This window comes from Brucella pituitosa (genome assembly GCF_003049685.1).
Lineage (GTDB): Bacteria > Pseudomonadota > Alphaproteobacteria > Rhizobiales > Rhizobiaceae > Brucella > Brucella pituitosa.
The window spans coordinates 1,518,066-1,531,207 of record NZ_PYSY02000002.1; the positions used below are offsets into that span (position 1 = coordinate 1,518,066).

Consider the following 13,142-nt stretch of genomic DNA (forward strand, 5'->3'; position numbering starts at 1 on the left):
CAAATAAAGCGCCGTGCTTTCATAAGCAATCACATCGGCTTCGTCTATTTTGAGGGCATGTCTTGTGGAGAACTGCCGCTTTCCCAATAAGGAACCGGTCCGTAAAGATCAGCCAGATAGTCTATGAACAACCGCACTTTAGCGGGCAGGAATTGCTTTGACGGATAGACGGCGTGGATTGCGACATTGCGGGAAGCAGAATAATCAGGCAGCACTTGCACGAGCTTACCCGCGGCCAGTTCCGGTCCGACATCCCATGTCGAGCGCTGCGCGATGCCAAGCCCGGCCAGAACCGCCTCGCGTACCATCTCGCTCGAATTGGTCTGCAGTGGTCCTTGTGGGCGAATGGTGATCGGCCCTTTCGGTCCTTCCAGCCGCCACGGATCATTATTGTGCGGAGCAAGACAAATATGCGCCTGCAGATCCTCGATGGTTTCCGGCGTGCCCCGCTCAGCGATATAATGCGGTGAGGCAACCAGAACGCGGCGCACTGGTGCCAGACGTCGCGCGACAAGCGTAGAATCTGACAATTCACCGATGCGGATCGCAAGATCATAGCCATCGCCGACAATATCCACCATCTCGTCGGAGAGCTGCATATTGACGGTGAGGTCTGAATTGGTGCGCATGAAAGGCACCAGATAAGGCGCGATATGCATACGGCCGAAGGTCGTGGGGGCTGATATTTTCAGTGTGCCGCGTGCATTTGCCGATCTGCGGGCGACGAAGGCTTCGGCCTCTTCAATATTGCTCAGAATTGCCAATACACGCTCATGATAGCCTTGGCCTGCTTCAGTCAGGGCTATCTGACGCGTGGTTCGCTGCAGGAGACGCGTGCCGAGACGTTCTTCAAGTCTTCCCAGTCTTTTGGAAACGACTGCCGGTGACAATCCAAGATCACGTGCTGCCGCTGACATGCTACCTGTTGTGACAACACGTGCGAAAATCTCCATATCGGCCAGACTGCTCATCATGATAGTTTTAAATCCTCCCTGGCAGATATATGCACATGGTTGATGTAGCCGAGGCAGGCGATGGATCGCAAGGCGATTATGCCGCAGCGTCATAACTGTTTCGCTATAGGCCAATTGGTAAAATAATATTACCACTTGATCCAAGCTATGCCGAATGTACTCTGGGGAGGCGGAGGATCACATGAGCGGACTGATTATGCCGGAGCCAAATGCTTCGGTCCTCGAGCGGCGCGAGACGATCGTTGCTGACCTTAGGGCAATTGTACCGGGTGAGGGTGTTGTCGATACGACCAATGCCATGCGGGTGTTCGAAACCGACGGACTGACCGCGCATCGCGCGCTGCCACTTGTTGTGGTTCTGCCAGAAACGGTCGAACAAGTTTCACAGATATTGCGCTATTGCCATGAGAATGAAATTCGCGTCGTGCCGCGCGGTGCGGGCACGTCGCTTTCCGGCGGCTCCATGCCATTGGTCGACGCTGTGTTGCTGGGCATGTCCCGCTTCAATCGTATTCTCGAAATCGATTATCCAAACCGCGTTGCAGTTGTGCAGCCGGGCGTAACCAATCTTGGCATTACAAAGGCTGTTGAGCACGAAGGCTTCTATTATGCGCCTGATCCGTCTTCGCAGATCGCATGCTCCATCGGTGGCAACGTCGCGGAAAATGCGGGCGGCGTGCATTGCCTGAAGTATGGCCTCACGGCCAATAATGTGCTTGGCATCGAAATGGTGCTGATTACGGGCGAAGTGCTGCGCCTTGGCGGCAAGCATCTTGATAGCGAAGGCTATGACCTGCTGGGTCTCATGACAGGCTCTGAAGGTCTTTTGGGGGTGGTTACGGAAATCACCGTGCGCATTCTGCAGAAGCCGGAAACAGCACGTGCGGTGATGGTTGGGTTTCCATCAAGCGAGCAGGCAGGTCAGTGTGTGGCCGACATCATCGGTTGCGGGATTATTCCCGGCGGTATGGAAATGATGGATCGTCCGGCCATTCAGGCAGCGGAAGATTTTGTCCGTGTCGGTTATCCGCTGGATGTCGAGGCACTGCTAATTGTCGAGCTCGATGGTCCTCCGGTAGAAGTCGATCATCTGATTGGTCAGGTGGAAGCAATTGCGCTTAAAAATGGTTCAACCACTTGCACACTTTCGCAATCGGAAGAGCAGCGCCTTGCTTTCTGGGCAGGGAGAAAAGCCGCCTTCCCGGCGGTAGGCCGCATCTCGCCCGACTATCTTTGCATGGATGGCACGATACCGCGCAAGGAATTGCCGCGTGTGCTTTCCGGCATGCGCGATCTTTCCGAAAAATACGGACTTCGTGTCGCCAATGTTTTTCACGCAGGTGATGGTAATCTCCATCCGCTCATCCTTTACGATGCGAATATTCCGGGTGAACTGGAAGCGGCCGAAGATTTTGGTGCCGATATTTTGCGGCTTTGCGTCAAGGTTGGCGGTGTGTTGACCGGCGAGCACGGCGTTGGCATCGAGAAGCGCGATCTTATGCCGGTCATGTTCAACGAGATCGATCTCGATCAGCAGATGCGGGTCAAATGTGCTTTTGATGCCAAGCATCTGCTCAATCCGGGCAAGGTATTCCCACAATTGCGTCGCTGCGCCGAACTTGGCCGCATGCATGTGCATCGTGGCGAATTGGCTTTTCCGGACATTCCCCGATTTTAATAAGCGGTTTTGATGATGACTGACACAAACATAATAAAGCCGCAGGATGAGGCGGGTGTTCTGGAGGCGGTGCAATGGGCCTTGGCCAATTCAACGCCGCTTGAAATCATCGGTCGGGGCAGCAAACGCGGTATCGGACGACCGATGGCAACAGGCGCTGTGCTTGATGTGTCGAACCTGTCCGGCGTAACTCTTTACGAGCCCGATGAGCTGGTGCTTTCTGCAAAGGCTGGAACGCCTCTTTCCGAAATCGAGAAACTGCTGGCCGACAATAAGCAGTGCTTTCATTTTGAGCCGATGGATTACGGTCCACTTCTTTCCGGTGAGGCGGGAAGCGGCACGATTGCGGGCGCGCTTGCGGCCAATCTGTCAGGTCCGCGTCGCCTCAAGGCGGGTGCCGCGCGCGACCATATATTGGGTGTGCGTGTGGTTTCGGGGCGCGGTGAGCTGTTCAAATCCGGCGGACGTGTGGTCAAAAACGTTACCGGCTACGATCTTTCAAAAGGCATGGCCAATTCATGGGGGACGCTGGGTGTCGCCACCGAAGTGACCTTCAAGGTTTTACCTTCGCCTGAAACAGTGGCAACGCTTGCTGTGCGCGGGCTTGATGACGAGGCTGCAAGCCGGATCATGGCCATGGCTATGGGGTCGCGTGAAGAGGTTGCTTCAAGTGCCCATCTGCCGCCAAGCGTGGCATGGCGCTTTCTGGATGGTAAACTGGGCGGAGAAGCCGCGACCATTCTGCGGATAGAGGGCTTTGCGCCTTCGGTTCGCCATCGCAGCGCACAATTGCAGGCGTTGCTGGGCTCTGCTGGGGTGATTGATCTTCTTGATGAAACACAGTCGCGTCAGCTTTGGCGTGAGGTGCGCGATGTGCTGCCTTTTGTGAAAAAGGGCGATCAGCGTGCGGTCTGGCGTGTTTCCATGGCTCCTATGCAGGGCTGGAAAATGGTGGATGAGCTCCGGCGCCATGCTGGTGCCGATGCTTATTATGATTGGCAGGGCGGATTGATCTGGCTGCGCATGGAAGCTGAGCCAGAGGCTCACGTGCTGCGCGCTCTTATTGCCAAATATGGCGGTGGCCATGCCACGCTGGTGCGGGCTTCGGAGCATGTGCGCGCAAACACGGATGTGTTTGAACCGCAATCGGCAGCTCTGGCCGCTTTGTCGCGACGTCTGAAGCTGCAATTTGATCCGGAGAATATTCTCAATCCGGGCCGTATTTATCCTGAGCAAGCAGGAGTGTGACGCCATGCAAACCCAATTCAGTCCTGAACAACTGCTTGATCCCGGTGTTAATGAGGCCGAAAAAATTCTCCGCAAATGCGTGCATTGCGGCTTCTGTACGGCAACATGTCCGACTTACGTGACGCTTGGCAATGAGCTGGATAGTCCGCGCGGACGCATCTATCTCATCAAGGATATGCTGGAGAATAATCGTCCGGCTGACGAAGAGGTTGTGCGGCATGTTGACCGCTGTCTCTCGTGCCTGTCATGCATGACGACCTGTCCGTCCGGTGTCAATTATATGCATCTGATCGATCACGCGCGGTCGCATATCGAGAAGACCTATAAGCGCCCATTTATGAACCGCTTTCTGCGCGGGGTTCTGGCACAGGTTCTGCCATATCCGGGTCGGTTCCGGCTGGCGCTGCAACTGGCAAAACTTGGCCGTCCGTTTGCTTCTCTGTTTCGCAAGAGCGATACATTGAGGCCCGTAGCCGCCATGCTCGATCTTGCACCGCAACATTTGCCCGCTCATCAACCCGTCGATGCTATCAGCCCGGCCAAAGGCGATAAGCGCGGACGGGTTGCAATCCTCAACGGCTGCGCGCAGCCGGTACTCAATCCCGGCATCAATGCAGCCACGCTGCGCTTGCTTAACCGGATCGGTATCGAGGTGATAACACCCAAGGGCGAAGGCTGCTGTGGTTCGCTGGTGCACCATATGGGCCGTGAGGAGCAGGCGCTTGAGCAAGCGCGGCACAATGTCGATGTCTGGACCCGTGAAATCGAAGCCGGTGGCCTGGATGCCATTATTGTGACGACGTCGGGCTGCGGTACGACGATCAAAGACTACGGCTATATGCTGCGGCTCGATCCTGCATATAAGGACAAAGCAGCTAAGGTCTCCGCGCTGGCCAAGGACGTGACCGAATATCTGACCTCAATCGAACTGCCCGAGCCGCCGCAGCCTGCAGGCCTGACTGTTGCTTATCACTCGGCTTGCTCCATGCAGCATGGTCAGAAGGTTGTTCGTCAGCCGAAGGATTTGCTCGCTAAGGCAGGCTTTACCGTGCGGGAACCCCTGGAAGGTCATCTTTGCTGTGGCTCGGCTGGTACCTACAATATCATGCAGCCTGAAATCGCAACCAAGCTTCGTGACCGCAAGGTCAGGAACATTGAGGCCACTGGGGCGGATTTGATCGCTACCGGTAACATTGGCTGTATGACGCAAATCGCAACCGGCAGCCAGTTGCCCATCGTGCATACAATTGAATTGCTCGATTGGGCATATGGCGGGCCAAAACCTGCAGCCCTTTCAAGCGCCAGTCTTCATTGATCGGGCATAGTGCAAAGGGAAACCTTTGAACCCTTTCGTCTCTTTCAGAACGAAGGTGGTTTGCATTTCCTTGATGCGAGGCAGGCGACGTAAGGTCGACATAGCGAAATCTGCATAGGTGTCGAGGTCACGCGATACGACTTGCAGCAGGAAGTCTGCATCGCCCGCGATGCTGTAACAGGTTATGACTTCATCAAGGCCCATCAGCTCGGCAGCAAATTGCTCAGCCTCCGCTTCACTGTGGCTGTCGATCTTGATTCGAACAAAAGCCAAAACACCAAGGCCAATGGCTTTCCGGTCCAGTGTGGCGCGATAGCCTTGTATGACTCCGTCTTCTTCAAGCTTGCGCACTTTGCGCCAGCTTGGTGATGTGGACATATTGACCTTTCCAGCCAGCGCCTGATTAGTCAGACGTCCATCGTCCTGCAATGCGTCGAGAATCTTGATGTCGGATGGTTCGAGTTGGCTCATTTGAATCTACCTGAAATTCCCTAAATTGAGGTAGATACTACCAAATTTCAAACCACAATGGGCAATAAAGATAAGAACTACCTTCTTGTCCAGTGTAATTCTGATCGAAATATCAATTCCGCCGGAGCTACCATGCAAGAAGATTTACGCCTCGCCATTATCGTCAATCCGGAGATGCCCTTGGGATTGCTTGCCAATACGGTCGGGGCGATTTCCATCGGTCTGGGTGCGAAGCTGCCATTCATTGCAGCGCGACAACTGACCGATAAATCAGGCACTGCAATCGATATCAGTTCTGATCGCCCAGTACCTATCCTGCAGGCTGATGCGGAGACTATTCGGGCCATTGTTTTGAAGGCCGCAAGCTTTGAAGAACGACAGGCTGTTGTGGCATTCCCAGCCTTTGCCCGCGCACTGCATGTCTATGCCGAATATGAAAAGACATTCCCGGATAAGGAGCTTTCATCGGAAACGATCGATGGAGTGGGCATTGCTGGCCCGGCCAAGTGGGTGCGCTCACTGACCGGAAGCTTAAAGCTTTTGCGATAAAAAGAGGCCTGACAAGAGCGGCTCCAACTAAGACTTAATCGTTGGAGCCGCGTCTCGCTATTTGTCCTTACACATTATCCTGCGGAAAACGTGTTCGGGTTTGGTCCGATACGACCATCAGCCTTGTCGAGCTTGGTAATTGCATCATGATCGGTGCCGTTGAGGCGGAAATCGAAAATATCGAAATTTTCTTTGATCCGTGCAGGTGTAACCGATTTCGGGATGACGATATTGCCGGTCTCGATGTGCCAGCGCAGGATGATCTGAGCGACAGATTTGCCGTGCTTATCGGCGATTGATTTCACCGTTGGATTTTCCAGAATGGTGCCCTGACCAAGCGGGCTCCAGGCTTCCGTCGCGATATCGTGTTTGCTGTGAAACAGACGCAGCTCGTCCTGCTGGAACTGCGGATGCAGCTCAATCTGGTTCAGAACTGGCGTAACGTCGCTTTCCTTCAGAATGCGCTCGAGATCGGCAGTGCGGAAGTTCGACACACCAATGGATTTGGCACGACCTTCTTCCTTCAGCTTGATGAAGGCGCGCCATGTTTCCATGAACAGGTCTTTGGAAGGGATAGGCCAATGGATCAGATAAAGATCCACATAGTCAGTTCCAAGCTTCTTCAGGCTGGTGTCGAACGCCTTGAGGGTCGATTCATAGCCCTGATCGCTGTTCCAGAGTTTGGTCGTCAAATAAATGTCGCTGCGGGCAATGCCTGAATCGTTGATCGCTTTGCCGGTGCCTTCTTCGTTGCCATAGATGGCAGCGGTGTCGATGTGGCGATAGCCGACTTTCAAGGCTTCGCTGACAGCCGCAATGGCTTCATCGTTGCCAACCTGCCAGACACCGTAACCGAGCTGTGGAATGTGATTGCCGTCGTTCAGTTTTACCGCCGGTACGGTCATAATCTGTCCTTCCCTCTTACGTGCATACTGTTTGATGTATCATCTCCAGCATATGGGTGTTCGCACAAAAAGTGAAAGGCATTTCCGACATGTTTGTCAGCGATCAGCGCGCTTTCTCCGAGAAAAAGCCAAAGGTTTCAATTTGATGACAAAAAAGGCCGCCGTTATGGTGATAACAGCGGCCTGATAGCTTTGTTTGTAAAGAAAAGGCTTAGCGGACCACCACCTGTGTACCAACAGGGACACGTCCGTAAAGATCGGTCACATCTTCGTTACGCATGCGGAAACAACCAGAAGACATGGCTTTGCCAATGGTCCACGGCTGATTGGTGCCATGGATACGGTAAAGCGTCGAACCGAGATAAAGTGCGCGTGCGCCGAGCGGATTGTTGATGCCGCCTTTCATCTGAGCAGGCAGAATGCGCCCCTTCTTTCGCTCGCGGGCGATCATTTCCTTTGGTGGTGTCCAGGTTGGCCATTCGGCTTTGCGGCTTATGCGCTGCGTGCCTTTCCAGCCAAACCCTTCCTTGCCAACGCCGATGCCGTAACGGCGCGCCTGGCCATTCCCTTCAACGAGATAGAGAAAGCGCTTGCTGGTATCAATCACCAATGTGCCGGGCTTTTCGCCACCCGAATAAGAAACTGTCTGAGGCAGGAAAACTGGATCAAGCTGCTGCTTCTTACGCACAACCTTGGCCGGGTTAGCTGCCGGGCGCTGCTGACTTACATTCTGATAGCGCGGCTTTTGTGGCTGCTTCTGACGGACGATTGTGCGCTTTTGCGGCTGTGCTGCATCGAGCTGCGGCAGGACACGGACTGCGGGTCCACCGAGCTGCGCGATCCAGCGCTGCGATGTTTCATTGTCAACGCGAACCGGTGGTTGGGTCGCGTAACGATCATTGGCAAAAGCCATGCTGGTGGTCACAATGGAGACGGCGATTGCCGCAAGTGATCCGATCAAAAGCAGATGACGTGGTTTCATAAGCCAAATCCGACTATTTTGCGTCCTGCATTTACGCTGACGCGGTTACCCGTCGCACTCCTGACATCACCTGTCAGGAGAACGGCCCCGAAATTCATGGGTCCATTGTGCCGGGCAATGGAATCATAAAGGTAAATTTTGCCGCGTGTCGGGCTTTGACTTGCTTCAAATTATAGTTGTGGTTAGCGGCAAGTTGCGCGACATGATTAAAAATGAATGAAACTTCGGAGGACAGAAATGAGCGACACGGTGCAGGAAAAGACCGGTTTGATCGTCAATGCGGACGGCAAAATGCGCTGTTTCTGGCCCGGTGAATTGCCTGATTACATCGCCTATCACGATAATGAGTGGGGCGTTCCGGTAACGAGTGATCAGCGTCTGTTCGAGAAAATCTGCCTTGAAGGTTTCCAGTCCGGCCTGTCGTGGCTGACGATCCTGCGCAAACGTGAGAATTTTCGTGCAGCTTTTGACGGGTTCGATTTCCACCGCGTAGCTCTATACGATGATACGGATATCGAGCGGCTACTGGCTGACAAGGGCATCGTGCGTCATCGCGGAAAGATCGTGTCCACAATCAACAACGCCAAGCGCGCAATCGAGCTGGTCAAAGAAAAAGGTTCGCTCGCTGCTTATTTCTGGTCCTTTGAGCCGGGTGCAGAGGATCGCCCGCAAGTGGTGGATTATCCGACCTTGTCTGCCAATCCCACAACGGCTACCTCAACCCGGATTTCAAAAGATCTCAAAAAGCGCGGCTGGTCTTTCGTGGGGCCAACCACCGTTTACGCCTTCATGCAGGCCATGGGGCTGGTCAATGATCACATTGAGGGCTGCCATTGCCGCCCGAATATCGAGAAGCTGCGGCAAGCATTGTCCCGACCGAAGTAGTTGCGATTGCGCCGGATTTTGTTTTCTGGGACACCCGCGAGGCTTTATTTCAGGAGTGGACTATGGATCTGACATCGCTCGTGACTTTTGCCGGCATTCTGGTTGTGGCCGCAGGGACGCCAGGGCCGAATATCGGTGCGCTGGTCGCCCGTGTCCTTAGCCGTGGTCATAAAGGTGTGTTTCCTTTCATGTTCGGGCTTTGGCTGGGTGACGCGATCTGGCTGTCGCTTGCGGTTTGGGGCCTGTCTGCACTCGCCAACAGCTTCCATGCCGTTTTCCTTGTGTTGAAATATCTTGGCGTCGCTTATCTGATCTATCTTTCGTGGAAAATGTGGTTTGCTCCCGTTGCTGAGAGCGTGGATGAGGATGCTATCCCGCGCCATGGAGAGGCAAAGAAGCTTTTCTTCAGCGCATTGGCGGTTACGCTCGGTAATCCCAAGATCATGGTATTCTACGTCGCGATCCTACCAACCATCATCGACATCACCCATGTTTCAGTTGTTGGCTGGATGGAATTGCTGCTTGTTATGTTTGTCGTGCTCGCGCTTGTCGACAGCGCCTGGGTGGTGCTTGCAACACAGGCACGGCGCCTGCTTCGCAGTCCACGCGCAATGCGTATTGCCAATCGCACCAGTGCCGGAATGATGGCTGGTGCGGCGGTTGCCATCGCTACACGCTGATTGTGTAGACTACCCTTGCCGCACTCGTCTTGATGCGTTAGGAAACCGGCAACGGATTTGCCGGGTTTGTCCGGCGCAACATGAACAAAATCAACGATCAGGCGGAAAAAATGGCCGATAAAGCGGACAAGATGAAAGCGCGGTTGCCACGCGGGTTTGTCGATCGGGTGCCGGATGATCTGCGCGCCACAGAAAAGATGACAGCGACCATCCGTGAGGTCTACGACCTTTATGGATTTGAGCCGGTGGAAACGCCGCTCATCGAATATACCGACGCGCTTGGAAAGTTCCTGCCTGATCAGGACCGCCCGAATGAAGGTGTGTTCTCGTTTCAGGACGATGACGAGCAGTGGTTGTCGCTGCGCTATGATCTGACCGCACCACTCGCACGCTTTGTGGCTGAGAATTACGAAAGCCTGCCAAAGCCTTATCGCAGCTATCGCAATGGTTGGGTTTTCCGTAACGAGAAGCCAGGTCCGGGCCGTTTCCGCCAGTTCATGCAGTTCGATGCCGACACGGTCGGCGCGCCGAATGTTTCGGCTGATGCCGAAATGTGCATGATGATGGCTGATACAGTTGAGCGTCTTGGCATTCAGCGCGGCGATTACGTGATCCGCGTCAACAATCGGAAAGTTCTCGACGGCGTTCTCGAAGCGATTGGCCTTGCAGGCGATGAGAATGCAGGCAAACGCCTCAATGTTCTGCGCGCCATCGATAAGCTCGACAAGTTTGGTGCCGAAGGCGTGCGTCTTCTGCTCGGCAAGGGTCGCCTCGATGAAAGTGGCGATTTCACCAAGGGCGCATTGCTTGACGATGCAGCCGTGGAAAAAGTTCTGGCTTTCACCTCTGCGGGCGGTGCCAATGGTGCCGAAACCATTGCCAATTTGCAGGCCGTTGTAGCTGGTAACGCGAAGGGCGAAGAAGGCGTTAAAGAGCTTGCCGATATGGAAGCACTTTTTGATGCTGGTGGTTACGAAGGTCGCGTGAAGATCGATCCGTCCGTGGTTCGCGGTCTTGAATACTACACCGGCCCTGTTTTTGAAGCAGAGCTTCTGTTTGATGTGACCAACGAAGACGGCCAGAAGGTTGTGTTCGGTTCGGTTGGTGGCGGTGGTCGTTATGACGGTCTGGTTTCGCGTTTCCGTGGCGAACCTGTGCCAGCAACTGGTTTCTCGATTGGCGTTTCGCGCCTGATGACCGCTTTGAAGAACCTCGGCAAACTTGATGTTTCCGACGTGGTTGGCCCGGTTGTCGTTCTGGTCATGGACAAGGACGCTGCAAGCCTTGGCCGCTATCAGAAGATGGTTTCCGATTTGCGTCAGTCTGGCATTCGCGCTGAAATGTATGTCGGTGGTTCCGGCATGAAAGCGCAGATGAAATATGCGGATCGTCGCGATGCGCCATGCGTGATCATTCAGGGTTCGCAGGAGCGTGACGCGGGCGAAGTTCAGATCAAGGATCTGATCGAAGGCAAGCGTATCTCTGCCGAGATCGAGGACAATGTGACCTGGCGCGAAAGCCGCCCGGCACAGGTTACGGTCAAGGAAGAAGGTATCGTTGAAGCAGTTCGCGAAATCTTAGAAGCGCAGGCTCGCGATCGCGCACAGCAGGCAAAGTGACGGGACGATGACTGGATCACGCACATCACCGATCTTCGCGACGCTTCGTGGTCAGCTTGATGCCAGCGAAGCGGAACTTGTTGATATTCCGCTGATCCAGCCAGCTGATCCGTTTCTGGATATGGCGGGCGAGGATTTGCGCCGCCGTATTTTCCTGACCGAAAACGAGAATGGCGACAGCCTTTGCCTGCGCCCGGAGTTCACCATTCCGGTCTGCCGCAATCACATCGCGCTCAATGCCGCAACGCCCAAGCGTTATGCCTATCTTGGCGAGGTTTTCCGTCAGCGCCGTGATGGCGCTGCGGAGTTCTTACAGGCAGGAATCGAAGATCTCGGTGCTGCCGATGAAGCGGCATCGGATGCGCGTTCGATTGGTGATGCGCTTGCCTGTGTGAAGTCTGCGGTCGCGGACGTACAGCTTGAAATCGTTCTCGGAGATCAGGCCGTTTTTGCAGGAATGCTTAAGGCGCTTGGTTTGCCACAGGGCTGGCGCAAGAAACTGCTGCGCGCTTTCGGTGATGAACACACGATGGAAGCAGCCTTTGCAGAGCTGACGGGTGAACAGCGCAACGATCCACTGCCTGAACAGCTCGCCGGACTTGTCGCCGAAGGTGATGAGGCCGGGCTCGCACGCATGCTTGAAACCGAAATGCTGGAAGCCGGTATTTCACCGGGAGCGGGCCGTACGCCTGCCGAGATTGCTCGCCGCCTGATCGAGAAGGAAGATTTGGCCGCAACGCGGTTTCCATCCTCGGCCCTTGAAGTGTTGAAGCGTTTCCTTGCAACGCGTGTTTCGTTGGAAGCTGCAAGCATCACGCTGCGCGCTTTCGCTGCCGACAATGCGCTTGATTTGAGCGCCGTTCTGCAAAAATTCGAAGCACGTACCGATGCGATTATTGCAGCTGGCATTTCGGTGGAAGACATTGTCTATGACGCGTCTTTCGGTCGTCCGCTCGATTATTACACAGGCCTTGTCTATGAAATCCGTCAGGCGGGCAGCGACAAGGATATGGTGCTGGCAGGTGGCGGTCGTTACGACCGTCTGCTGACCATGCTTGGCGCATCCGAAAACATTCCGGGCGTCGGCTTTTCCATCTGGCTCGACCGGCTTCAGGCGCTGAGCGGAGAACAATCATGACTGTGACATTGGCACTCCCTTCCAAGGGACGGTTGAAGGAGCAGACGCTCGCGGTTCTGGAGACGGCTGGATACAAGGTTATTCTGCCTGACGATTCACGCAATTATCGCGCGCGGGTCGAGGGCGAGAATGACATCGATATTCTGTTTCTCTCGGCATCTGAAATCGCACGCGAGCTGGGTTACGGCAGCGTCGATCTGGGCGTGACCGGCGAAGACCTCGTGCGTGAGACACTGGCTCATGCCGACGAGCGTGTGGCGATTGAAGCGGAGCTAGGCTTTGGCCATGCCGATGTTGTCGTTGCAGTGCCGGAAGTCTGGCGCGATGTGACCACAATGGCTGATCTTGACGATGTTGCTGCCGATTTCCGCCAGCGTCATGGTCGCCGTTTGCGCATCGCCACCAAATACTGGCGCCTGACGCAGCAGTTCTTTTCACAGAAGCACGGCATCCAAGTCTATCGCATTGTCGAAAGCCTTGGAGCAACCGAAGGTGCGCCAGCAGCAGGCTCGGCTGATATGATCGTCGATATCACGTCAACCGGTTCGACCCTGACGGCTAATCATCTGAAGGTATTGGAAGACGGTATCATCCTACGCTCGCAGGCTTGTCTTGTATCTGCCCGTCGCGGTGAGACAAGTGCGCGTGTTGCGGAAGTCGTTGCACGTATTCGTAAAGGTCTTGCAGGCTGATAAGTG

The 13,142-nt window shown here is 54.7% G+C and carries 13 protein-coding genes; 9 read left to right on the forward strand and 4 right to left on the reverse strand.

The window, feature by feature from the left end; genetic code table 11:
* Nucleotides 1–44 precede the first annotated feature (44 nt).
* Nucleotides 45–974 carry a LysR family transcriptional regulator gene (locus C9380_RS19445; RefSeq protein WP_105534937.1) on the reverse strand — a complete coding sequence of 310 codons (930 nt, stop codon included), beginning with the start codon at nt 972–974 and terminating at the stop codon, nt 45–47.
* 181 nt (nt 975–1,155) lie between these two features.
* On the opposite strand from C9380_RS19445, the gene C9380_RS19450 reads away from it, so the two are divergent.
* From C9380_RS19450 to glcF, 3 genes are read left to right on the forward strand one after another with little or no spacing between them, the layout of a single operon-like run.
* On the forward strand, nt 1,156–2,652 hold the full coding sequence (locus C9380_RS19450; protein ID WP_105707908.1) for an FAD-linked oxidase C-terminal domain-containing protein: 1,497 nt from the start codon (nt 1,156–1,158) through the stop codon (nt 2,650–2,652).
* Between the two features lie 15 nt (nt 2,653–2,667).
* Entirely contained in the window at nt 2,668–3,900 is a 1,233-nt protein-coding gene (gene glcE / locus C9380_RS19455) for a glycolate oxidase subunit GlcE (protein WP_105707918.1), read from the forward strand.
* Nucleotides 3,901–3,904: 4 nt separating this feature from the next.
* Entirely contained in the window at nt 3,905–5,215 is a 1,311-nt protein-coding gene (glcF, locus tag C9380_RS19460; RefSeq protein WP_105707906.1) for a glycolate oxidase subunit GlcF, read from the forward strand.
* Here the strand turns inward: glcF and C9380_RS19465 are convergent.
* Entirely contained in the window at nt 5,195–5,686 is a 492-nt protein-coding gene (locus C9380_RS19465; protein ID WP_128094348.1) for an Lrp/AsnC family transcriptional regulator, read from the reverse strand. The genes glcF and C9380_RS19465 overlap by 21 nt on opposite strands.
* Before the next feature lie 132 nt (nt 5,687–5,818).
* Here C9380_RS19465 and C9380_RS19470 point away from each other — a divergent pair, with 132 nt between their 5' ends.
* Nucleotides 5,819–6,235, forward strand: coding sequence for a DUF2000 domain-containing protein (locus C9380_RS19470; protein WP_105707916.1), 417 nt, complete (start codon nt 5,819–5,821; stop codon nt 6,233–6,235).
* Between the two features lie 74 nt (nt 6,236–6,309).
* Here C9380_RS19470 and C9380_RS19475 read toward each other — a convergent pair whose 3' ends face one another.
* Nucleotides 6,310–7,140, reverse strand: a complete 831-nt coding sequence (locus C9380_RS19475; RefSeq protein WP_128094349.1) for an aldo/keto reductase — start codon at nt 7,138–7,140, stop codon at nt 6,310–6,312.
* A 211-nt stretch (nt 7,141–7,351) separates the two neighbouring features.
* The gene (locus C9380_RS19480) at nt 7,352–8,122 is read right to left on the reverse strand and encodes a L,D-transpeptidase (protein ID WP_100557728.1); all 771 of its coding nucleotides are present in this window, start codon (nt 8,120–8,122) and stop codon (nt 7,352–7,354) included.
* Nucleotides 8,123–8,359: 237 nt separating this feature from the next.
* On the opposite strand from C9380_RS19480, the gene C9380_RS19485 reads away from it, so the two are divergent.
* The 5 genes from C9380_RS19485 (at nt 8,360) to hisG (ending at nt 13,136) form a co-directional block, all read left to right on the forward strand.
* Nucleotides 8,360–9,007, forward strand: a complete 648-nt coding sequence (locus C9380_RS19485) for a DNA-3-methyladenine glycosylase I (protein WP_128094350.1) — start codon at nt 8,360–8,362, stop codon at nt 9,005–9,007.
* Nucleotides 9,008–9,069: 62 nt separating this feature from the next.
* Nucleotides 9,070–9,687, forward strand: a complete 618-nt coding sequence (locus C9380_RS19490) for a LysE family translocator (RefSeq protein ID WP_128094351.1) — start codon at nt 9,070–9,072, stop codon at nt 9,685–9,687.
* Nucleotides 9,688–9,797: 110 nt separating this feature from the next.
* A complete protein-coding gene (gene hisS / locus C9380_RS19495) occupies nt 9,798–11,306 on the forward strand; it encodes a histidine--tRNA ligase (protein ID WP_128094352.1) in 1,509 nt (502 codons plus the stop codon).
* 7 nt (nt 11,307–11,313) lie between these two features.
* Nucleotides 11,314–12,444, forward strand: coding sequence for an ATP phosphoribosyltransferase regulatory subunit (locus C9380_RS19500; protein WP_111786554.1), 1,131 nt, complete (start codon nt 11,314–11,316; stop codon nt 12,442–12,444).
* On the forward strand, nt 12,441–13,136 hold the full coding sequence (gene hisG, locus C9380_RS19505) for an ATP phosphoribosyltransferase (protein WP_024897729.1): 696 nt from the start codon (nt 12,441–12,443) through the stop codon (nt 13,134–13,136). The genes C9380_RS19500 and hisG overlap by 4 nt, the downstream gene beginning before the upstream one ends.
* Nucleotides 13,137–13,142: the final 6 nt, after the last annotated feature.

What these genes read in the sequence shown, in the direction of transcription:
- C9380_RS19445 (WP_105534937.1), bottom strand. Translation starts at nt 974, where the DNA reads ATGATGAGCAGTCTGGCCGATATGGAGATTTTCGCACGTGTTGTCACA.
- C9380_RS19450 (WP_105707908.1), top strand. Translation starts at nt 1,156, where the DNA reads ATGAGCGGACTGATTATGCCGGAGCCAAATGCTTCGGTCCTCGAGCGG.
- glcE (WP_105707918.1), top strand. Translation starts at nt 2,668, where the DNA reads ATGACTGACACAAACATAATAAAGCCGCAGGATGAGGCGGGTGTTCTG.
- glcF (WP_105707906.1), top strand. Translation starts at nt 3,905, where the DNA reads ATGCAAACCCAATTCAGTCCTGAACAACTGCTTGATCCCGGTGTTAAT.
- C9380_RS19465 (WP_128094348.1), bottom strand. Translation starts at nt 5,686, where the DNA reads ATGAGCCAACTCGAACCATCCGACATCAAGATTCTCGACGCATTGCAG.
- C9380_RS19470 (WP_105707916.1), top strand. Translation starts at nt 5,819, where the DNA reads ATGCAAGAAGATTTACGCCTCGCCATTATCGTCAATCCGGAGATGCCC.
- C9380_RS19475 (WP_128094349.1), bottom strand. Translation starts at nt 7,140, where the DNA reads ATGACCGTACCGGCGGTAAAACTGAACGACGGCAATCACATTCCACAG.
- C9380_RS19480 (WP_100557728.1), bottom strand. Translation starts at nt 8,122, where the DNA reads ATGAAACCACGTCATCTGCTTTTGATCGGATCACTTGCGGCAATCGCC.
- C9380_RS19485 (WP_128094350.1), top strand. Translation starts at nt 8,360, where the DNA reads ATGAGCGACACGGTGCAGGAAAAGACCGGTTTGATCGTCAATGCGGAC.
- C9380_RS19490 (WP_128094351.1), top strand. Translation starts at nt 9,070, where the DNA reads ATGGATCTGACATCGCTCGTGACTTTTGCCGGCATTCTGGTTGTGGCC.
- hisS (WP_128094352.1), top strand. Translation starts at nt 9,798, where the DNA reads ATGGCCGATAAAGCGGACAAGATGAAAGCGCGGTTGCCACGCGGGTTT.
- C9380_RS19500 (WP_111786554.1), top strand. Translation starts at nt 11,314, where the DNA reads ATGACTGGATCACGCACATCACCGATCTTCGCGACGCTTCGTGGTCAG.
- hisG (WP_024897729.1), top strand. Translation starts at nt 12,441, where the DNA reads ATGACTGTGACATTGGCACTCCCTTCCAAGGGACGGTTGAAGGAGCAG.